Raw genomic sequence first — 20,695 nt, forward strand, 5'->3', positions numbered from 1 at the left:
GCAGGGCCCGCACTGATCCATAAGACACGCCCTCAGGGCGTGCCCGGCAGCGTCAGCCGCCATGCCTCCGGGACCGCGGTCCAGGTGCGGGCGGACACCGGACCTCTGGTCCGGTTGTCCGCGCGGTAGCGGAAGTCCGGCCCGGAGACCGTGACCGTGCGCGCCCGGCAGCGCAGCGGATCCTCCGCGCCCTGCGGATGGACCAGCACCTCGGCCAGGCCCTCGACCGCCGAGACCGCGACCCGCCCCACCGGCTGGTCGAGATCCGTCAGCAGCACGCCGTCCGCCACCACCCGCAGCCGCGAGCCGGGGCCGCGCCCAGCGGGCTTGGCCAGCAGGGCCAGCGCCGTGCGCGCCGTCCGGGCGGCCGGGGACCACCACGCCTGATGGCCGTCCTCGGCACCGTTGGCGGCCGGGGTCCCGGGGGTGTACGAACCGACCCGGGCGGCCCCGGCGGGCACCCACAGCCCGCCGAGCACCACTCCGTCGCTCTCGTCGGCCAGCAGCCCCAGCCGCCGCTCGACGCCGTCCAGCACCGCCCGGGCGGCGGCCACCGCCCCCAGTGGCACCCCCAGCACCCGGGCCACCGACACGGCGGGCAGCGGCCCCACCGGAACCCAGGCCAGGGGTGCCCCGGACAGCTCGCGCTGCCGGTGCAACAGCCCGACCACGCGCAGTAACGCCCGGTCGTCGCCGATCACCACGGTCCGCCTTCTGCCGCGGCGGGCCACCGCCCGCACGGTCTCCTGCGGACCGTCCGGGAGGCAGATTTTCGCCACCGCTCCACCGCACAGCACGTCCTTGGCGATCCGCACGGATTCGCCGTCCACGCGCCGCGCGACGGGGTCGATGACGACGAGCAGCTGCTGTCCAGTCGGGTCTGCAGCCGACACGTTCGTCCTTCCTCAGGTAACCTCTCGGTGCAAGAGCCCCTGTCGCTGTTGCGCCAGGGGCTTCGTCTATCCGGGGCACCGGTTCGACGGCTCTAGCGGTGGTACATGCCCGAATCAAGCCGGGTCACACCACCTACGCACGTTGGACATGCCCCGCCCGGAAGGGGTGTACGCCTGTGCCCGCACTTGTGCTGCTCGGTGCTCAGTGGGGTGACGAGGGCAAGGGAAAGGCCACCGATCTGCTCGGTGGCTCCGTGGATTATGTGGTGCGCTACCAAGGTGGCAACAACGCCGGCCACACGGTCGTCGTGGGTGACCAGAAATACGCGCTGCACCTCCTCCCCTCCGGAATCCTTTCACCGGGGTGCACCCCGGTGATCGGCAACGGTGTCGTCGTCGACCCGGCGGTCCTGCTCTCCGAGCTGAGCGGGCTGAACGAGCGCGGTGTCGACACATCCAAGCTGCTGGTCAGCGGTAACGCGCACCTGATCACGCCGTATCACACGACCGTCGACAAGGTGACCGAACGCTTCCTCGGCAAGCGGAAGATCGGCACCACCGGTCGGGGCATCGGCCCCAGCTACGCGGACAAGATCAACCGCGTGGGCATCCGGGTCCAGGACCTCTACGACGAGTCGATCCTCATCCAGAAGGTGGATGCGGCTCTCGACTTCAAGAACCAGATCCTGGCGAAGCTCTACAACCGCCGCGCCATCGACGCGAACAGGATCGTCGAGGAGCTGCTGGGCTACGCCGAGCAGATCAAGCCGTTTGTCGCCGACACCACGCTGGTCCTCAACAACGCCATCGACGAGGGCAAGGTCGTCCTCTTCGAGGGCGGCCAGGGCACCCTGCTCGACGTGGACCACGGCACGTACCCCTTCGTCACCTCCTCCAACCCGACCGCGGGCGGCGCCTGCACGGGTACCGGCGTGGGCCCCACGAAGATCAACCGGGTGATCGGCATCCTCAAGGCGTACACCACGCGCGTGGGCGCCGGCCCGTTCCCGACCGAGCTGTTCGACGAGGACGGCGACAAGCTGCGCACCATCGGCGGCGAGCGCGGCGTCACCACCGGCCGGGACCGCCGCTGCGGCTGGTTCGACGCGGTCATCGCCCGCTATGCGACCCGGGTCAACGGCCTGACGGACTTCTTCCTCACCAAGCTCGACGTGCTCACCGGCTGGGAGCAGATCCCGGTCTGCGTCGCCTATGAGATCGACGGCAAGCGGGTCGAGGAACTCCCGTACAGCCAGACCGACTTCCACCACGCCAAGCCGGTCTACGAGATGCTGCCGGGCTGGTCGGAGGACATCTCCAAGGCCAAGACCTTCGCCGAGCTGCCCAAGAACGCCCAGGCATATGTGAAGGCGCTGGAGGAGATGTCGGGCGCCCCGATCTCCGCGATCGGCGTCGGCCCGGGCCGGGACGAGACGATCGAGATCAACTCGTTCCTCTCGTAGGGCTCGTGCCGCCGGGGCCGGCGGGCTTCGGAGCCTGTCGGCCCCGGCTACCCTGTGTGCCGTGAAGGAGACGGGATGCTGCTGAGATTCCGGGTGGCCAACGTACGGTCCCTGCGCGAGGAACAGGAGCTGTCGTTCGTCGCGCCCGAGGGCGACGAGGGCAGGGGCGCCCGTCGGCTGCGGCTCTCGGACGGCAAGGAGCTCCCGCTCTATCCCGTGCTCGGGATCTTCGGCGCCAACGCGTCCGGCAAGTCCAATGTCATCACCGCCCTGAAGAGGATGCGCGAGGCGGTTCTCCAGTCGTACGCGGCGTGGACCTCGTACGAGGGCATCCCGCGCGACGAGTTTGCACTCGACCCCGAAGCGGCGGCCGAGAGCACCTTCTACGAGGTGGACTTCGTCCTGGGGGACGGCGTCCGCTGGACGTACGGCTTCGAACTCGGCTCCACGCGGGTGGAGTCGGAGTGGCTCTTCTCCTACCCCAAGGGCCGCCGCCAGGTCTGGTTCGACCGGGACGCCTCGCGCGAGAAGGTCTACGAATTCCCCGGCGACCGGGTCAGGGACCGCGCCCTGCTGGCCCGCATCACCCGCCCCAACTCCCTGCTGCTGACCCGCGCCGCCGACGACGGACACCCGCAACTCACCCCCATCTACGAATGGTTCAGGGACAACCTCTGGGACGTCACCCCGGAGGCCGAGCGCCCGCAGCGCGAGGCGTACACCGCGCAGCTCCTGTTGCGGGACGAGCCGACCCGCCGCCGCGTCGAGGAGCTGCTGCGCGTTGCCGACCTGGGGATCGCCGGGGCCGAGGTGGAAGAGGAGCCGGGTGGACAGCCCGTGGTACGGCTGCGGCACTCCGGCGGCGGTACGGAGGCCGTGCCGTTGGACTGGCAGGCGGAGTCCTTCGGCACCCGCTCCTGGTTCGCGCTGATCGGCCCGCTGCTCCTAGCCCTGGACAAGGGGGCGGTGCTCCTCGTCGACGAGCTGGACGCCAGCCTCCACTCCCGCTTCGCCGCCGAGGTGGTGCGGCTCTTCCAGACGCCGTGGGTGAACCCCAAGGGGGCGCAGCTGGTGTTCACGGCGCATGATCCGTCGCTGTTCCGGACGCCCAGCGGCCGGCGGCTGCTGGAGCCGGGGCAGCTGTGGCTCACGGAGAAGGACGAACGAGGTACCACGGAGCTGTTCCCGGTCTCCGACTGGGAGCCGACGGAGGAACAGGATCTGATGGCCTCGTATGTGAAGGGTTCCTTCGGCGGGGTCCCCAGGGTCTCGGAGGGGCAGGTCGCCCGGCGGCTGATGCAGACGGACGCGATCGCGGAGATGGAGACGGAAGAAGTCTGATGGCGAGGGGTGACCAGGGGAGGGACCGCGCGGAGCGGCCGAAGAGCACCAAGCGGGGCCGGGGCAAGAACGCCAAGCAGGTGCATATCTTCGCCGAGGGCGAGGTCACCGAGATTCAGTACATCGACCTCATCATCAAACGCGGCAAGTGGCTCGACCCGGCGAAGACGGTCGATCATCACTTCGAGAACGACACCGCGCCCAGCAAGCTCCGGAAGCCCCTGCGCATGGTCCGGGAGGCCGTCACGCTGCTTCGGGACGTCGAGCGCCAGGCAGAGAACGAGGGCCTGGCGAAGAACGACTGGAACTGGCCCGAGGTATGGGTGCTCTACGACCGTGACGACCACCCCGGCATTCCCGAGGCCCGGGACCTGGCCGGGCGGAACGGAGTGCGGATCGCCTACTCGCATCCCTGTTTCGAGCTCTGGCGCCTGCTGCACTACGAGAACTACACCAGCACCTTCGGCGGCGTCTGCGGCGATGCCAACGGCAAGCTGCGCCAGCAGCCCGGCTTTGCCCAGACGTATGGGCGGAATGTCCGGAGGATTTCCGCGGATCAGTCGAAACAGGTCAAGTCGGGCCAGATTCTGAGCACCGAGGAAGACGATCGGTACAACACGGCCAAGAGGTATGCGCAGAAGATCAACAATGGGCGCAGCGGGTCGAATCCCAACGGCTGGGACCCGTACACCGACGTATTCGACTTCGTGGAGCAGGGCCTGCTGCTGAGCGGCTACTGAGCTGCCCCGGCGCATGCGGCGTGGCTACGCTGTGTGCCGTGAAGGGGGGAGGCGCATGGCGTCGAGGAAGCCTCCGACCGAACGGCAACGCCGGTTGGGTGCGGAGCTGCGCAAGATGCGCGAGCGGGTGGGTCTGTCGATCAACGAGGCCGCCGTGCTGCACCGCACGGACCGGACCACGGTCAGCAACACGGAGTCCGCGCGTTCTGGTGTCAGCGGCGACCGGGTTCGTGTCTGGGCGGCCAACTATTCGTGCCCCGATGCCGCATACATAGACGCTCTCGCCGAGATGGCCAGAGAGCGGGGTGCGTACTGGTGGGACGAGTACCGGGACGTTATGCCCGCGGGAGTCCTGGATCTCGCCGAGATGGAACACCGTGCCGTCGGGCTTCGATCGGTGCAGATCATGCATATGCCGGGGCTTCTTCAGCACCAGGACTACGCACGCGCCATCTTTGAGGAGGCTGTGCCGGCACTGACTCTCGAAGATCTCGAGCGGAAGCTTGCTTTCCGGGTCCGGCGCAGCAAAGTCCTGGACCGGCCGCAGGCTCCGGACTGCACGTTTCTCATCCACGAGGCCGCGCTCCGTATCAGGTTCGGCAACCGGGGCGTGATCAGGCGCCAGTTGAACCACCTGTTGAAGCAGTCGGAGCGCGAGAACGTGAGGATCCACGTCGTGCCGTTCGAAGCAGGCGGGTTTGCCAATGCCGGAAGCTCAACCCACTATGCGTATGGGCCGGTTCCCCAGCTCGATGTGGTGCAGATCGACGTTCCCACAGGAGTTACCTTTCTTCATGCGGAAACCCATCTGGTGAACTATCGCGTGGTGCTGGACCGCATGGAGCAGCGTTCGCTCAGCCCGGGCAAATCGCTGGACTTCATCCGCGATGTGGCACAGCAGCTATGAAGGCGTGAGAACAGTGGAAATATGGTGGCGCAAGTCATCGTTTTCGACAGATACCGGCAATTGTCTGGAACTGGCTTCGTGCGAGGAGGGCATCCTCGTCCGTGAGAGCGATGCCCCCGGCATCGTCCTGAAGGCGACCCCGGATCGGGTCTCCGCGTTGCTGAGACATCTGAAGGGCGGGCAAGGCCCGGCGATGATGTAGTCGCCAATGCTCGCGATCGGACCCCGCCTTGCGGTTGGTGGGGGAGCGTTTTTCGTGCCTGAGTTCCCTTCGGCATATGCCACTTGTGAGCGGCTTGAGGCAACATGTTGTGTCAAGCCGCATGTGGGTCTACGGTGCGTATGGGTCCCCCAACTCCTGGCTCATTCCGGGTGGGTTGGGGGACGGAAACCGGACGCCCCGGCGGTGTTCGCAGCACCCCGGGGCCGGCCAACGCTTGTTAGGAGCGTCAGCATGGCCCACCGTATCGGCTCCCTCCTTCGAGGAACACTCACCCGCCTCCGCGCCCTCCTCGTCCCGGCCGTCTTCCAACGCCGCAAACCTCTTCCACCACGGCAGTTGGCAGACACACCCCACCCCGGCGTTCCCCGCACGACCTCCGGCCGCTGCCTCCTCCGCGCCAACACTCTGCCGAACCTCCTCCCCGAGGGCTCGAAGCCGCTCGCCAACTCCCCGTTCCCCGCCTACCCCACCCCCCTCGTGCGGCCCTATCCCCTCACGCGACAGCAGGGTCGCACCGCCACCACCTGGGCGGTGGCGCCCTGATGGAAGCCTGCACGCCCAACTCGCCCAGCGGCAGCGCCCCGTATGGGCTGCGTATCAGCTGCGTCCCCGGCAAGCCGGTGACGCGTGAGCCCGATGGCAGCCTCGCCATCCCCCTCTGGCTGGAACGCGACGGCAGGTTCGACGCCGACCTCGCCCTGCGACTCTCGCCCGCCGAGGCGGAACACTTGCACGCCCAGCTCTGCCGGGCGCTCGACGGTATGCCCGTGACTACACCGCCCGACCGGACGCCGGAGTGCCGCAAGGACGTACGCGGCAGCCGGGGCGTGCACTGGCCGTGAGCTGTCTCGCTGCGGTCGGCCCGCGAAGACCCCGAAGGTGAATAACCGAGCGAAGCCGCCGGGATCGCGTTGTTGATGTGAGACCGGGGCGATACGCTGCCACCACGTTCCTCAACCACCCGGATCCCGATGGGCAGCGGCGGAACACACCAGCCAGGTGTGGGCCGAAATGAGATGGGAGGGGCGGGAACAGTGAAGCCCATCGCCGGGACCACGACGATGAGCTTCGTTTGAAGGACATTGCCGTAGCAACGTCCCCCGCCAGGTTGTTTGGCGGGGGGCTACAGCTAGCGCCTCACCTCCAACCACCACCGGACAACCGCTCCGACGATCGCCGCCGCCAAGGCGATGACCAGACGAGCGAGCCAGCGGAGGCAGGCCCTGAGGAGGGCACGGTCCTTCGGTTTACGACGATTGCCCAACGAACACCTTTCTCCAGGGTGGGGCAGTGCCCTACCTGTGTCAGGCCCTCCGGACGGAGGGCCCTGGCAGGACGCGGCCCTGGGCCCCAGGCCCGGTTGCCGCGTCCCGGTCAGGCCCTCCGCTGAGGACGGGCCTGATACAGGACGGGGCGCCCCGGAAATGGGCGTGTTGGGTGTTTCGCCGTGCTCGGAACCCTACACGTATGCAGTGCAACACCGGGAATAACAAAGGGAATTGCCAAGCTCAGTCCGCGAGATCGCGGAGCTTGGGGGTAAATTTGTTCCCCGTGTAACGGGTGTTACCGAGCAAATCGGCGTGATATTCGTACCGTTGACCGGATCTCATGGTGTGCTCGGCCCTTGCGACGCGCCCCCATGTACAACTGCCGGGGCGCGCCGCCCTGTTCCTGTGACCTGATGACCCGGGTGCCGTGGTCAGCTGGCGTCACGGGCCGAGGCGGAGGGCGGAGCCCGCGGTGCCGCCGCCGGTGACGGGCGCGGACCAGCGGCAGGTGTAGGTGGTGCCGTCGTCGAGGGTGCCGCTGCCCTGGATGTCGGCGGAGCCCTGACTGACGCTGAGAGTGCGGTAGTTGGAGTAAAGCCGGACCGTCAGGTGCCGAGGCGGACACCGTCATTTCGCACGGGAGACCTCGCATGGGCGGAAGGCCGTCACCAGCAGAGTGCTGGCGGTGCGCGGCCCGCCGATGGCGGCCGGCAGTACGTCGATGCCGACGTCAGTGAACCCGGCCTCATCGAGGAGCTTGGACCATACGTGCTCCTGGAGCACCCAGCGACGCATCGTGGTTGCCTCACCGTCGGGTGTCTTCGCCGGGATGTCGGCGTGCGCCACATCGGGCTGGGCGGGCGCGCCGCTCAGATAGTGGGCGAGGGTGGAGAACACCAGCCGTCCACCGGGCCGCAGCGCGGCGGACACCGTCGGCAGCAGCTCCTGCGGCGCGGTGAAGTCCAGGGCGCCGAAGATGCTGTACAGCACGTCGTACGTGTCGGCCTTGGCGTGCAGGTGGTCCACCACGTCGGACTGCACGATGCGCAGGCGCGGCGCGAGGTGACCGAAGAGGTCGGTGGCCATGGCGTACTGCGCGGGCGAGGCGTCGACCGCGACGACTCGGGTCGGCTGGTGACGGGTCGCCAGGTAGGCGGCGTGCCGGGCCGTCCCGGCGCCGAGGTCACCGACGCACAATCCGGTCAGGTCGCCGAGGGCTTCCGAGCCGGGCCCGCCGTCCTGGCTCCAGGTCCAACGGAAGGTCTCGGGGACGGTCCGGTCGGTGGCGGCGCGGGTGCGGCCATAGTGGTGCCAGAGGTCTGTGGCGGTCGTCACCCGCCCCATCCTGGCGGGAGCGCCCCGGCGGCGGGCCGGTTCGGCGGCATCTCACCCGGGCGTGCCCCGGGCGCCGCCCGTAGGCTCCGACGACGGCCATCGACATTCCGCACCGGGAGAGCCTGCATGGCTGATCAACGCGTAACTCTCCGCATCCTCTGCACGCCCGACGAAGGCGGCTACAACGCTCTGGAACCGGTCACCGGCACGACGAGCTGGGGCCAAGACCTCGCCGAGGCGAAAGCGATGATTGCCGAGGCTCTTGAGCTGTACTTCGCCGAGGTCTCCCGCGAAGACGCGCAAAAGATTGCCGCTCGTCGGGCTGACTCCCGGTTCGGTGCTGCCGAAGTGGCCCTCAACCGCACCCCGTTGGCGAACGAGGCATCCTCGGGTGCGCCCCGGTGGTTCTGACGGCCACCGGGGCGCTCTCCGTCCTCAGCCCGTCTTGCGATACACCAGCGAGGCGTCCTTCGTGCCCGAGTCGGTGAAGTCGCGCCGCATCCGTCCGTCCGGGAGCAGGACCAGGTCGGAGGCGGAGCCGGGCTGGCAGGCCGTGGTGGGGCTGGCCTGGGTGACGGTGGAGGGGCCGAGGCGGAGGGCGGAGCCCGCGGTGCCGCCGCCGGTGACGGGCGCGGACCAGCGGCAGGTGTAGTTGGTGCCGTCGTCGAGGGTGCCGCTGCCCTGGATGTCGGCGGTGCCCTGACTGACGGTGAGGGTGCGGTAGTTGGTGGTGAAGCTGGACGTCCAGGTGCCGAGGTACGCCTGGATGCCGCTCGGCGTCGTCGGTGCTTCGCTGGTGGGCGCCGGGGTGGTGGGGTTGGGGGTGGTCGGCGGTGCGGTGGGGGAGGAGCCGGCGGGGGAGGGGGACGGGCCGGCCTTGTCGTCCTGTGTCCCCCGGTGCTTGACCAGGTAGACGGTGCCGGCGCCGGCGAGCAGGCCGACGACCGCGATGGCCACCACGATCCAGGGTGTCCTGGACCGGGGCGGCGGGGGAGGCGGCAGCATCGGCTGGTACGGCGCGGTGTGCGGGTGGGTGGCGTAGGGGTTCTGGGACAGCTGCGGCGGATAGCCGTAGCCGGGCGGGGGAGCCATCGGCGGCGGGAGCGGGCTGCTCGCGGTGATCGTCGGCGGCTCGGCGGGCGGGATGGCCGGCGGCACGGGGCGCGGCTCCACCCGGGTGGGCGGCTCGGCGGGGCCGGTCGGCTCCTCCGCGTCCAGCAGCTGTACGGCGTGCCGGCCCAGCTGGGCGACCAGGCCGCCGGGCAGCCAGGGCTCGGCGGTCCGCAGGTCGGCCAGGGCGTCCTCGACGCCGGTGCGCTCCAGCACCTGCGCGGGGGTCGGCCGCGCGGCCGGGTCCTTGGCGAGGAAGGAGGTGATCAGGGGGAGCAGCGGTTCGGGCACCCCGGTGAGGTTCGGCTCCTCCTCGGCGATGCGGAACATCAGGGCGTGGATGCCGCTGTCGGCGGTGCCGAAGGGCATCCGGCCGGTGGCCGCGTAGGCCAGTACCGAGCCGAGGCAGAAGACGTCGCTGGCCGGGGTGACCTGCCCGCCGCGCACCTGCTCGGGGGACATGAAGCCGGGCGAGCCGACGGCCGCGCCGGTGCGGGTGAGGCCGCCGCCGTCGGTCAGAGTCTCCAAGGCGCGGGCGATGCCGAAGTCGATGACGCGCGGCCCGTCGAGGGTGACCAGGACGTTGGAGGGCTTGAGGTCGCGGTGCACGATCCCGGCGGCGTGGATGGCCTGGAGCGCGCGGGCGAGCCCGGCGGCGAGGATGCGCACGCTGCGCTCGGGCAGCGGCCCGAAGTCCTGGTCCACGACCTGGCGCAGGGAGGGCCCGGCTATGTAGCCGGTGGCGACCCAGGGGATGTCCGCCTCGGTGTCCGCGTCCAGCACGGGGGCGGTCCACTCGCCGCCGACCTGGCCGGCGGCGCGTACCTCGTGGCGGAAGCGGCGGCGGAATTCCTCCTGTCCGGCCAGTTCCGGCTGTACAAGCTTGACCGCGACCGTGCGGCCGCGGTCCGAGCGGGCCAGGTAGACCCGGCCCATGCCGCCCTGGCCGAGCCGTCCGAGCAGCCGGTAGGCGCCGAGTGTGCGTGGATCCTCCGGCGACAGAGCTTCCATCAGCGTCCGTGCTCCTTCCCCCCAGGTATCTGAGCGGAGAATAGCCGGACGGCAAAAGGGCCGGGGCCGCATGGTCGAACTGCGAGGCCCCGGCCTTCGGTCGGGCGGGACGGTCAGGCGGGGGCGGGGACGATGTTCTCCGCCTGCGGCCCCTTGTGGCCCTGGGTGATGTCGAAGGTGACCTTCTGGCCTTCGGTGAGTTCCCGGAAGCCCTGGGTCGCGATGTTGGAGTAGTGGGCGAAGACGTCGGCGCCGCCGCCGTCCTGCTGGATGAAGCCGAAGCCTTTCTCCGAGTTGAACCACTTCACGGTGCCGGTGGCCAAGGTGTTCTCCTCTAATGGGGCGTATGCCGGAATTTCCGCGCGGTGCGGAATTCCGAATGGGGGGAGTGGGGGGGAGTCCGGAAAGAGTGGAAAGAGAAGAGCGCCCGAGGTCCCGGACCGTCAGGCGCAGATGTCTTCGGTGGGTCCATAAGTGTTGAACCGCGGATGACCGTAGCACGTGGAATGGTGGCGAATCGGTATTTCTCGCCGGGTGTGTGCTGTGGCGTGCCCCGGCACTGTGTCGGCGCCGGGACCGGGCGCGGGGACACTGTGCCGGTATCCGGCCGCGGCGGTGATCCCTACGCTGGGCGGGACGCCAGCCCCGAGCCCCCCGAGGTCGCGACCGTGAGCCCGCTCCCCTCCACCGCCGCCGCCGTCAAGGCCGCCGACCGCGCGCATGTCTTCCACTCCTGGTCCGCGCAGGGCCTCATCGACCCGCTTGCCGTCGAGGGCGCCGAGGGCTCGTACTTCTGGGACTACGACGGCAACCGATACCTCGACTTCTCCTCCCAGCTGGTCAACACCAACATCGGTCACCAGCACCCCAAAGTGGTGGCGGCCGTGCGGGAGCAGGCGGCGAAGCTGTGCACCATCGCGCCGGGTTTCGCGGTGGACGTACGGTCGGAGGCGGCGCGGCTGGTCGCCGAGCGGACGCCCGGCGACCTGGACAAGATCTTCTTCACCAACGGCGGGGCGGAGGCGGTGGAGAACGCCGTCCGGATGGCCCGGCTGCACACCGGGCGGCCCAAGGTGCTGAGCGCCTACCGCTCGTACCACGGGGCGACCGCCACCGCGATCAACCTGACCGGTGACCCGCGCCGCTGGGCGTCCGACAGCGCCTCGGCGGGGGTGGTGCACTTCTGGGGCCCGTACCTCTACCGCTCGCACTTCCATGCGACCACCGAGGAGCAGGAGTGCCAACGGGCGCTGGCACACCTCGAGGAGGTCGTCGCCTTCGAGGGCCCGCAGACCGTCGCCGCGATCATCCTGGAGACGGTGGTCGGCACCGCCGGGATCCTGGTGCCGCCCGCCGGGTACCTGGCGGGCGTGCGGGAGATCTGCGACCGGCACGGCATCGTCTTCGTCCTCGACGAGGTGATGGCGGGCTTCGGCCGGACCGGCGAGTGGTTCGCCGCCGACCACTGGCGGGTCAGGCCCGATCTGCTGACCTTCGCCAAGGGCGTCAACTCCGGCTATGTGCCGCTCGGCGGGGTGGCGATCTCCGCCGAGATCGCCGCGACCTTCGACCGGCGCCCCTACCCGGGCGGGCTGACCTACTCGGGGCACCCGCTCGCCTGCGCCTCCGCCGTGGCCACCATCAACGCGATGGCCGAGGAAGGCATCGTGGCGAACGCGGCGCGCATCGGCGAAGAGGTGCTCGGCCCCGGGCTGCGGGAGCTCGCCGCCCGTCACCCCTCGGTCGGCGAGGTGCGCGGCATGGGCGTCTTCTGGGCCGTGGAGCTGGTCAGGGACCGCACCACCCGGGAGCCCCTGGTGCCCTACAACGCCACCGGCGAGGCCAACGCGCCGATGGCCGCCTTCGCCGCGGCCTGCAAGCGGGCGGGCCTGTGGCCGTTTGTGAACATGAACCGCACCCATGTGGTCCCGCCGTGCACCATCACCGAGGCCGAGGCCAGGACCGGCCTGGCCGCGCTGGACCAGGCGCTCACGGTGGCCGACCGGCACACCACCGGCTGAGCCCGGCATTCCCTTTCCGTTCCCGAACGGCCCTCGCCTATCTTGTTGCGAGGGCCGTTCGCATGTGGGCGGGCGGTCAGGGAGGGGAGACGGACACCATGGCCGGCAGTGAGGCCGTCAGACGCACGACGCTGCGCTCACAGATAGCCGACGCCCTGCGCGAGGAGGTGATCGCGGGGCGGCTTCCGGCGGGGCGGCAGTTCACCGTCAAGGAGATCGCCGAGAGCTACGGGGTCTCGGCCACCCCGGTCCGCGAGGCGCTGCTCGACCTGTGCTCCCAGGGGCTGCTCGACGTCGAGCTGCACCGGGGCTACCGGGTGCGCGAGTTCTCGTACCAGGACTTCCTGGCGCTGGTGGAGGCCCGCACCCTGATCGTCGAGGGCATCTTCCGCCGCTCCGTCGAGGATGCGCTGCGCAACGCCCCGCCCGCCGCCCTGGCGTCCGTGCGACGCCGGGCGGAGGAGGCGTCCCGGGCGGCGCTCGCCGGGGACCTGGACATTCTGATCGGCTATGACCTGCGCTTCTGGCGCGAGCTGTGCGGGCTCTGCGGCAATCCCTATATATCCGACTTCCTGGACCGGGTGCGGGTGCAGAGCTGGGTCTTCGTCGTGCCCCTGCTGCGCCGGCCGGCCACCCTGCGCGGAATCCTCTGGCACGGTCACAGCGACCTGGTCGAAGCGGTGGGGGCACAGAACGTGGCCGAAGCAGAGCGGATCATTACGGGCTACAACGATCATTCGCTGTCACTGATCGAAAGACTGACCAAAGATCCCGAAGCTCCCGCATAAAGAGAAATAGCACACAATTTTGAATAAACGTGAGGGGCGGGCAACCATTCCAGGGCGGCCACACGTCAACCACGCGTGACACGCATCATTCTCCCGGCGGACCAGCCAGGCCTGGTCGACCTGACCGTGATCGTCCCGGCCTTCGACGAGGAAAGCAGACTCGCCCCCACCCTGGAGGCGATCCGCGCCCACCTCGCCGGTCTGCAGACCGCCTGGGAGCTGATCGTCGTGGACGACGGCTCGACCGACGGCACCGCGGCCATCGCCGCGGCGGCCGCGGCCGAAGACCCCCGCATCCGCCTGCTGCGCACCCCCGTCAACCGAGGCAAGGGCCACGCGGTGCGCACCGGGGTCCTGGCCTCCGCCGGCCGCCGCGTCCTGGTCACCGACGCCGACCTGGCCACCCCCATCGAGGAGCTGGACGCCCTCCGGCGCCGCCTGGACGAGGGCGCCGCGGCCGCCATCGGCTCCCGGGCCCTGCCCGGCTCCGTGATCGCGGTGCGCCAGCACGCGCTGCGCCAGGCCCTGGGCCGGGTCGGCGCCCGGCTGATACGGGCCGCCGCCGTGCCCGGCATACGGGACACCCAGTGCGGCTTCAAGCTCTTCGACGGCGACAAGGCCCGCAAGGCCTTCGAGAGCGCCCGCCTGAACGGCTGGGGCTTTGACGTCGAGGTGCTGCGCTTCTTCCGCCAGGAGGGCTGGGAGGTCGCCGAGGTCCCGGTGCGCTGGGCCCACCAGCCCGGCTCCAAGGTCCGGCCGCTGGCCTATCCCGCCGTCCTCGGCGACCTGATCCGCCTGCGCCGGCGCCCGGTCCGGTCGGCCACCCTGGCCGTCGCCGCGCTCTATCTGCTGTGCGCCGTCGTCCTCTACTCCGGGCTGTGGAGCGGCCTCGGCGACTCCTACCTGGTCGACTCCGGCTCCGACCAGCGGCAGTGGGAGTGGTTCTTCGCCGTCACCGCCGACAACGTCTTCGGCCTGCACAACCCCCTGTTCACCGGCCTGCAGAACGCCCCGCTCGGGGTGAACCTGATGGCCAACACCGCCATGCTCGGGCTGTCCGTCCCGCTCGCCCCCCTCACCGCCGCGCTGGGGGCGCAGGTCACCTGGGCGGTCGTCCTGACCGGTGGCCTGGCCGCCACCGCCTGGGCCTGGTACCGGCTGCTCGCCCGGCGCTTCGTCCGCACCCGGCGCTCGGCCGTGCTCGGCGGCGCCTTCTGCGCCTTCGCGCCGCCGATGATCTCGCACGGCAACGCCCACCCCAACTTCCTGGTCCTGTTCGCGATCCCGCTGATCATCGACCGGATCCTGCGGCTGTGCGAGGGGAGCCGGCCGACCCGCGATGCGGTGCTCCTCGGCCTCCTCCTGACCTACCAGATCTTCCTCGGCGAGGAGGCGCTGCTGCTGGCCGCGACCGGCCTGCTGCTCTACGCCTTCGGCCACGCGGTCGCCGACCCGGACGCCGCCCGGGCCGTGGCCGGCCGGCTGCTGCGCGGCCTGGGCATCGCGGCCCTGGTCGCCGTGCCGCTGGTGGCCGTCCCGCTCTACTGGCAGTTCTACGGGCCGCAGAGCTACCGCAGCGTGCTGCACGGCGAGGTCGGCAACAACCCGATGGCGCTGCTGGAGTACGCGACCCGGTCGCTGGCCGGCGACGAGCGCCGGGCCGCCGCGCTGTCCCTGAACCGGACCGAGGAGAACGCCTTCTTCGGCTGGCCGCTGGTCGTCCTGACCGTCGTCCTGGTCGTCCGGATGTGGCGGCGGCCGCTGGTGCGCGCCCTGGGCTTCACCGCGCTGGCCGCCGCCGTGCTCTCCTTCGGCCGGAACATCCCGCTGCCGGGCACCGAACGCACCCTGCCCGGCCCCTGGCGGCTGGTCGGCGAGCTGCCGGTCTACGAGTCGGTCATCGAATCCCGGATGGCCATGGTCTGCGTACCGGCCATCGGCATCCTCCTCGCGCTCGCCTGCGACCGGCTGGCCACCCCCCGGCTGCGCAGCGAGCGCGAACGCTCGCACCGGCTGCTCGGCTGGGCGGCGCTGGCCGCGGCCCTGCTGCCCCTGGTCCCGACCCCCTACCGGACCGTCGACCGCGACCCCACGCCCGCCTTCATCGCGGACGGCACCTGGCGCGAGCACATACGGGACGGGCGCACCCTGGTGCCGGTGCCGGTGCCCAGCCCCTCCGACAACCTCGCGCTCGGCTGGCAGCTGGACGCCGACCTCGGCTTCGCCCTCCCCGGCGGCTACTTCAACGGCCCCTGGGGCCCCGACCGGATCGGCATCTATGGGCCCGAGCCCCGCCCCACCTCCAGCCTGCTGGAGGGAGTGCTGCACAGCGGAAAGGTTCCGGCCATCGGCGACCGGCAGCGCCGGGAGTTCCACGACGACCTCGGCTTCTGGCGGGCGGACGCCCTGGTCCTCGGACCGCAGCAGCAGGAGAAGCCGCTGTACGAGGCCGTGACCCGGCTGACGCGGCAGGAACCGGAGTGGATCGGCGGCATGTGGGTGTGGGACGTACACCCGGACAAGCCCTGAGCCATCTCCTCCCACCCGGTATGACAACCCGCCCGGTCGCACTACGCTGGCTCGACCATCGCCTCGAAACCATCGCCTCGAACGAGAGTGAGTTCACGTGGCCTGTGACCTCTGGCTGGTGCCCCTTGTCGATGTGCTGTGCCACAGCCCCGACAACCCCTTCGCCGAGGAGATCGCCGCGTACGACAAGGCGCTCGGCGACGCCGGACTGCCACCCGTGCCCGTATTCGGCTATATGCCGGGCCTGTCCGGGGACGTCGCCCCGGTGGCGGGCTTCGACTATGACGCGCTGCACTTCCTGCGCCGGGCCCATCTGCTGAATCTTTGCGGACTGTCCGTCACTCCTGTGGATGAACTCGGAGGTGACTACGAGCAGTTGCTGGAGATGTTCGAGTCCACCGCCCAGCAGTCGCATCTGGTCTGGCACTACGACCACGCCGGCGCCTATGTGCCGGTGGATTTCGAGCACCCGCTGTCCAATGACCAACTGCTCGAGGGCGGCGGCCCCTTGGGCTCCAGCCATGGCCTGCTGCGTGAACTCCTCTCCGTGGCACCGGTCCTGGGCATCGATCCGGTCAACCCGCCGACCCCGCCCGCCGCCCCGGGACGGCCCACCACCCTGGAGGAACGCGCCGTGCCCGCCCCACGGGACGACGGCCCCTTCGCCCGCGAACGACACGTCTGGCTGGGCCTGCACGCGGCGGCGACCCGGAGCCTGGGCCAGGGGTCGATGATCGTCTTCAGCTGACCGGGTGCGCTACGGGTGACCGGGTGCGTACGGGCTGCCGGCCCGGCCCGTACGCACCCTCCCTACCGGGGCGACTCCGGTGGCCGCTGCCGCGGCATATTGGGCCGGGAGCCCGGCGGCAGCGGGAACCGCCCAACCGGACCGCCACCCTCCGCACGCGGCCCCCAGGCCACCAGGGACTGCGTCAGCAAGGGCGCGGGCCCGGCCCGGAACTCCACCATCCAGTCCGCCGTTTCGGCCCGTACCAGCTCCGACACATCCTCGGAGAAGCGCCGCAGCACGGTCAGACACCGCTCCGCCGCCTCACTGGCCGTGCCCTCCGTCGGCCCGAGCACCTCCCGCACGGACTCCGACGCCCAGTCGAACTGCAGCGCCTCCAGCCGCCGTTGCACCGCCTGCGAGGTGGCCACGGCCCGCATCCAGCCCGTCGTCAGCCCGAAGTAGCGGTCGCAGGCGACGCAGGCCACCGCGCCGAGCAGGGCCAGGAACGCCCAGGAGCCGGTGTGCACGGCCCTGGTCAGCTCGAGGAGCGGCAGCGCCGCGCCCACCACGGCGAAGCCCGCCGCGCTCAACCGCAGCGCCCGCGCCCAGCGCCGCTTCCAGGCCCGGTCCGCGAGATACCAGTCCGCGAGATACAGGGCGCCGCTCTCCACCCATCGGTACAGTTCATCGAGACGCTGAGCGGGCTCCCCCCAGTCACCGAGCGGGAAGGTCCGGCCGCGCAGGTCGCCCCGGTGCCTCCCGCCCTGCTCCTTGGGGAGCCCCTCGGGTTGCATCTCAGGCTGGCTCACCCCTGCACTCCCTCTATCGCCGCTGCGTACCCGTGTCACCGGCCTCTTTCCTACCGCCGAACGGTTGGCCTTGTGTACCAGATCCCGGCTTTGACCCTCGTTAGTGCAAGGGAATCGGGTATAAGCGCCCAAGTCGGTCACTCGAAAGAGTGCCTGTGCTGCACCGCCGTGACCCCGGCGCCGGCGTTCCACCCCCACGGGGCCGTTTAGGGTGACCCCGTGAAGGTCCTCGTCATCGGCGGCGGCGCCCGCGAACATGCCCTGTGCCGCTCTCTGTCCCTCGATCCCGACGTCACCGCGCTGCACTGCGCCCCCGGCAACGCCGGGATCGCAGAGGTCGCCGAGGTGCACCCGGTGGACGCCCTGGACGGCGCGGCCGTCGCGGAACTGGCCGCGTCCCTGGGCGCGGACCTGGTCGTCGTCGGCCCGGAGGCCCCGCTCGTCGCGGGGGTCGCCGACGCCGTGCGAGAACGCGGCATCCCGGCCTTCGGCCCCTCGGCGCTGGCCGCCGAGCTCGAGGGCTCCAAGGCCTTCGCCAAGTCGGTGATGGCCTCCGCGAACGTCCCCACCGCGCGCAGCTATGTGTGCACCACACCCGAGGAGGCCGACGCGGCCCTCGCCGCCTTCGGGGCCCCGTACGTCGTCAAGGACGACGGCCTGGCGGCGGGCAAGGGCGTCGTGGTGACCGGCGACCTGGCCGCCGCCCGGGCGCACGCCCTCGCTTGTGACCGGGTCGTCATCGAGGAGTTCCTGGACGGGCCCGAGGTCTCCCTCTTCGCGATCACCGACGGCGAGACGGTCGTCCCGCTGCAGCCCGCCCAGGACTTCAAGCGCGCCCTGGACGCGGACCAGGGCCCCAACACCGGTGGCATGGGCGCCTACTCCCCGCTGCCCTGGGCCGACCCCAAGCTGGTGGACGAGGTGCTGCAGACCGTCCTGCAGCCCACCGTGGACGAGCTGCGCCGCCGGGGCACGCCCTTCTCCGGCCTGCTCTACGCCGGGCTCGCGATCACCTCGCGCGGGGTGCGCGTCATCGAGTTCAACGCGCGCTTCGGCGACCCCGAGACCCAGGTGGTGCTGGCCCGCCTGAAGACCCCGCTCGCCGGGCTGCTGCACGCCGCCGCGACCGGCACGCTCGCGTCCGTACCGCCGCTGCGCTGGAGCGACGGCGCGGCCGTCACCGTGGTCATCGCCTCGCACAACTACCCCGGCACCCCGCGCACCGGCGATGTGATCGAGGGCCTGCCCGAGGCGGCCGGGCTGGCGGGGGCGTATGTACTCCACGCGGGCACCGCGCGCGACTCCTCCGGCGAGGTGGTCAGCGCGGGCGGCCGGGTGCTGTCGGTGACGGCCACCGGCGCGGACCTGGCGGACGCGCGGACGCGGGCGTACGAGGCGGTGGCCCGCATCCGGCTGGCGGGCTCCCACCACCGCACGGACATCGCGGCACAGGCGGCCTCGGCGTAACGACCTGGTCGGCGGTAGGGGGCGGTGGGGCACGCCCCCGCGCCGCCCATGGAACAACCCGACCCGCAAGCGCAAGAGCTTTGCCCAAAGACATTCCATCGAGTGACCGCACGGCCAACCGGCTGACGCACACCCCACCCCCAACTACTGTGCGACGCAAGCCGACTGCCGGGCATCCGGCACTTGGCCCACCGGCATTGCGATGTCAGAGGCCGGTGCCACAGTGGGGTTGATGGCAACGACGACAGGCAACCGGGGGTGATCGGTCTCATGGCAGGTAGTACGGAAGCCGGCGCGCAAGCCGCCCGCACCCGAGCCCTCGCGGTGCTGCGCATCCGCAGCACCGCGCTGGCCGTCGCCCTGCTCCCGGCGGCGGTCGCCGTGGTGCTGCTCGCGGGCACCCTCATGGGCCGCATCCCCGACGGCAGCGTCGGAGCCGCCGTCCGGCCCGCCGTGACCGCCGCCGCCGTGCTCGCCCTGCTGCTCGCGGCCCTCGTCGCCGCCGTGGTCGCCAGGGCCAGACCGGCCCTCAGCCCCACCGTCCCGATCCCGGAGGGGACGGCCCCCGACCTCTACCGCCTGGTCCGCGACCTCGCCGACCGGCTGGATGTCCCGGCCCCCTCCGCGATAGCCCTCACCCCCGACTGCGACAGCTGGCTCGAGGACCGTACGCACCCGGCGCACGGTCCCGCGTCCATCCGGACGGCGGGCACCGCGCCGGTGCTGGTGATCGGCTCGCCCTTTCTGTGGTGGATGCGCGTCGCCGAGCTGCGCGCCCTGCTCGCCCCCGTGGTGGCGGGCACCGGCCCGGCCGCCAACCCCGACATAGCCGCCGCCCGCCGCTTCGTCCGGGGCCTCGACGCCGCCGTGGCGGTCGCCGCGGCCCGGCCCGCCCTTGCCTTCGTCGGCTGGGTGGCCCGGCTGCTGCTGCGCTCCTGCCGGGACCACGCCGCCGAGATGGAGCGCGGCGTGGCCGCCGCGGCGTCCGAGCGCGCCCAGACGGTGGACTACGGCCTGCGGATCGTCGCCCAGGAGCAGGTCGGCCTCGCCTACGCCGGCTGGGACCGCCTGCTCAACCGGGTCGCCCTGCCCGCCTGGCGGATGGGCCGCTGGCCCTCCCGGCTGGACGCCGGAGTGGTCTCCGCGCTCACCGAGCTCTCCCGCCGCGACCGGCTCGCCGAGGGCTTCGCCTCCCGGCTGGGCGAGCGGCCCGCCTGCGACCTGCTGGAGGAGCCCGGCCTGATCGACGAGGCCGCCTCCCTGCTGGCCGCCCGGCTCTTCCACGGCGGCCCCACCCAGCCCGGCCCCGACTGGTCCCCGGTCACCTGGACCCAGTACCCGGAGGAGGTCGTCGACCGCACCTGGCGGCTGGAGGCAGCCCGGCTGCACCGGGTGCTCGACGGCCTGGAGGTGCTCGATGACCTCGCCGCCTGCGGAGCCGCCACGGACGCCACCCCCGCCCCGTACGTCACCCCCGTCGCGCCCACCGTCGCCCGGGTCCTCGACCGGCTCACCGGCTCCTCGGGCAGCGGCCTCGGCGAGGAGCTGGAGGCCAGGCTGAGCGCCGAGGTGGCCCGCGAGGCGAGCAGCGCCGCCGAGGCGGCGCGCGCGGCGGGCCCGGGGTCGCTCGGCGCGGCGGGCGACCTCCGGGCCGGTGGGCTGGTGCCGCTGTTTCCCCTCCAGCCCCCGCGCAGCGGCCGGGAGCTGCTCACCGACCATGTGACGGCCCTGGTGTGCTGCGCCGCCGTGGACACCGCCGGCGCCGTCCCCGGCCTCGACTGGCTGGACGGCCCGGCCCTGCTCGTCGGCGGCATCCGCCGCGCCGACCTGGCGCGCACCGTGCTGAGCCTGATCGACGAGGGCGATGGGGAGCCGCTGCGCGCCTGGCTGGGCGAGGTCGGGGTGCGCCCGGAGAAGCCGGTCCGGCTGGTCTGACCGCGCCCGGGGGCGGCGCAGGGGAGGGCAGACAGTTGACATCCTCCCCCTCCTGAAGAGGGGGATTCTCACGGCTCGCGCCGTGGGGTTTTCTGCTTCGTCGCCGACTGCCCGCCCGGAGTTCT

General features: G+C 71.2%; 19 protein-coding genes. 14 read left to right on the top strand and 5 right to left on the bottom strand.

Annotated features, from left to right (window positions below):
• Positions 1 to 32 precede the first annotated feature (32 nt).
• Positions 33 to 893 (bottom strand): diacylglycerol kinase, encoded by an 861-nt coding sequence (locus ABCR83_RS20295; protein ID WP_462696504.1) that lies wholly within the window; start codon positions 891 to 893, stop codon positions 33 to 35.
• A 176-nt stretch (positions 894 to 1,069) separates the two neighbouring features.
• On the opposite strand from ABCR83_RS20295, the gene ABCR83_RS20300 reads away from it, so the two are divergent.
• The 7 genes from ABCR83_RS20300 (at position 1,070) to ABCR83_RS20330 (ending at position 6,409) form a co-directional block, all read left to right on the top strand.
• A complete protein-coding gene (locus ABCR83_RS20300; protein WP_462696505.1) occupies positions 1,070 to 2,356 on the top strand; it encodes an adenylosuccinate synthase in 1,287 nt (428 codons plus the stop codon).
• Between the two features lie 75 nt (positions 2,357 to 2,431).
• Positions 2,432 to 3,697: an AAA family ATPase gene (locus ABCR83_RS20305; RefSeq protein WP_462696506.1), complete on the top strand. Its 1,266-nt coding sequence runs from the start codon at positions 2,432 to 2,434 to the stop codon at positions 3,695 to 3,697.
• Positions 3,697 to 4,437, top strand: a complete 741-nt coding sequence (locus ABCR83_RS20310) for an RloB family protein (RefSeq protein ID WP_462696507.1) — start codon at positions 3,697 to 3,699, stop codon at positions 4,435 to 4,437. Before ABCR83_RS20305 ends, ABCR83_RS20310 begins: the two co-directional genes overlap by 1 nt.
• A gap of 55 nt (positions 4,438 to 4,492) precedes the next feature.
• Entirely contained in the window at positions 4,493 to 5,344 is an 852-nt protein-coding gene (locus tag ABCR83_RS20315; RefSeq protein WP_462696508.1) for a helix-turn-helix domain-containing protein, read from the top strand.
• Entirely contained in the window at positions 5,325 to 5,546 is a 222-nt protein-coding gene (locus ABCR83_RS20320; protein ID WP_462696509.1) for a DUF397 domain-containing protein, read from the top strand. The genes ABCR83_RS20315 and ABCR83_RS20320 overlap by 20 nt, the downstream gene beginning before the upstream one ends.
• Before the next feature lie 252 nt (positions 5,547 to 5,798).
• Positions 5,799 to 6,110, top strand: a complete 312-nt coding sequence (locus ABCR83_RS20325) for a hypothetical protein (RefSeq protein ID WP_462696510.1) — start codon at positions 5,799 to 5,801, stop codon at positions 6,108 to 6,110.
• Positions 6,110 to 6,409 carry a hypothetical protein gene (locus ABCR83_RS20330; protein ID WP_462696511.1) on the top strand — a complete coding sequence of 100 codons (300 nt, stop codon included), beginning with the start codon at positions 6,110 to 6,112 and terminating at the stop codon, positions 6,407 to 6,409. The genes ABCR83_RS20325 and ABCR83_RS20330 overlap by 1 nt, the downstream gene beginning before the upstream one ends.
• Before the next feature lie 1,053 nt (positions 6,410 to 7,462).
• Here the strand turns inward: ABCR83_RS20330 and ABCR83_RS20335 are convergent.
• Complete coding sequence (locus ABCR83_RS20335) at positions 7,463 to 8,170, bottom strand: class I SAM-dependent methyltransferase (protein ID WP_462696512.1); 708 nt, start codon at positions 8,168 to 8,170, stop codon at positions 7,463 to 7,465.
• Positions 8,171 to 8,296: 126 nt separating this feature from the next.
• Between ABCR83_RS20335 and ABCR83_RS20340 the strand changes: the two genes are divergently transcribed.
• Complete coding sequence (locus tag ABCR83_RS20340; RefSeq protein ID WP_462696513.1) at positions 8,297 to 8,581, top strand: type II toxin-antitoxin system HicB family antitoxin; 285 nt, start codon at positions 8,297 to 8,299, stop codon at positions 8,579 to 8,581.
• Positions 8,582 to 8,605: 24 nt separating this feature from the next.
• Here the strand turns inward: ABCR83_RS20340 and ABCR83_RS20345 are convergent, their stop codons facing one another.
• Both ABCR83_RS20345 and ABCR83_RS20350 read right to left on the bottom strand, forming a co-directional pair.
• Positions 8,606 to 10,291, bottom strand: a complete 1,686-nt coding sequence (locus tag ABCR83_RS20345; RefSeq protein WP_462696514.1) for a serine/threonine-protein kinase — start codon at positions 10,289 to 10,291, stop codon at positions 8,606 to 8,608.
• A gap of 113 nt (positions 10,292 to 10,404) precedes the next feature.
• Entirely contained in the window at positions 10,405 to 10,614 is a 210-nt protein-coding gene (locus ABCR83_RS20350) for a cold-shock protein (RefSeq protein WP_462696515.1), read from the bottom strand.
• 345 nt (positions 10,615 to 10,959) lie between these two features.
• On the opposite strand from ABCR83_RS20350, the gene ABCR83_RS20355 reads away from it, so the two are divergent.
• The 4 genes from ABCR83_RS20355 to ABCR83_RS20370 all read left to right on the top strand — a co-directional run bounded on the left by ABCR83_RS20355 (position 10,960) and on the right by ABCR83_RS20370 (position 16,377).
• A complete protein-coding gene (locus ABCR83_RS20355) occupies positions 10,960 to 12,312 on the top strand; it encodes an aminotransferase class III-fold pyridoxal phosphate-dependent enzyme (RefSeq protein WP_462696516.1) in 1,353 nt (450 codons plus the stop codon).
• 98 nt (positions 12,313 to 12,410) lie between these two features.
• Entirely contained in the window at positions 12,411 to 13,100 is a 690-nt protein-coding gene (locus tag ABCR83_RS20360) for a GntR family transcriptional regulator (protein WP_462696517.1), read from the top strand.
• Positions 13,101 to 13,175: 75 nt separating this feature from the next.
• On the top strand, positions 13,176 to 15,629 hold the full coding sequence (locus ABCR83_RS20365; protein WP_462696518.1) for a dolichyl-phosphate beta-glucosyltransferase: 2,454 nt from the start codon (positions 13,176 to 13,178) through the stop codon (positions 15,627 to 15,629).
• Positions 15,630 to 15,726: 97 nt separating this feature from the next.
• Positions 15,727 to 16,377 (top strand): hypothetical protein, encoded by a 651-nt coding sequence (locus tag ABCR83_RS20370; RefSeq protein WP_462696519.1) that lies wholly within the window; start codon positions 15,727 to 15,729, stop codon positions 16,375 to 16,377.
• A gap of 62 nt (positions 16,378 to 16,439) precedes the next feature.
• Here the strand turns inward: ABCR83_RS20370 and ABCR83_RS20375 are convergent, their stop codons facing one another.
• The gene (locus ABCR83_RS20375) at positions 16,440 to 17,153 is read right to left on the bottom strand and encodes an SLATT domain-containing protein (RefSeq protein ID WP_462696527.1); all 714 of its coding nucleotides are present in this window, start codon (positions 17,151 to 17,153) and stop codon (positions 16,440 to 16,442) included.
• A gap of 234 nt (positions 17,154 to 17,387) precedes the next feature.
• On the opposite strand from ABCR83_RS20375, the gene purD reads away from it, so the two are divergent.
• On the top strand, positions 17,388 to 18,635 hold the full coding sequence (gene purD, locus ABCR83_RS20380) for a phosphoribosylamine--glycine ligase (protein WP_462696520.1): 1,248 nt from the start codon (positions 17,388 to 17,390) through the stop codon (positions 18,633 to 18,635).
• 270 nt (positions 18,636 to 18,905) lie between these two features.
• Positions 18,906 to 20,570 carry a hypothetical protein gene (locus tag ABCR83_RS20385; RefSeq protein ID WP_462696521.1) on the top strand — a complete coding sequence of 555 codons (1,665 nt, stop codon included), beginning with the start codon at positions 18,906 to 18,908 and terminating at the stop codon, positions 20,568 to 20,570.
• Positions 20,571 to 20,695 lie beyond the last annotated feature (125 nt).

This window comes from Streptomyces xingningensis, from assembly GCF_054957865.1.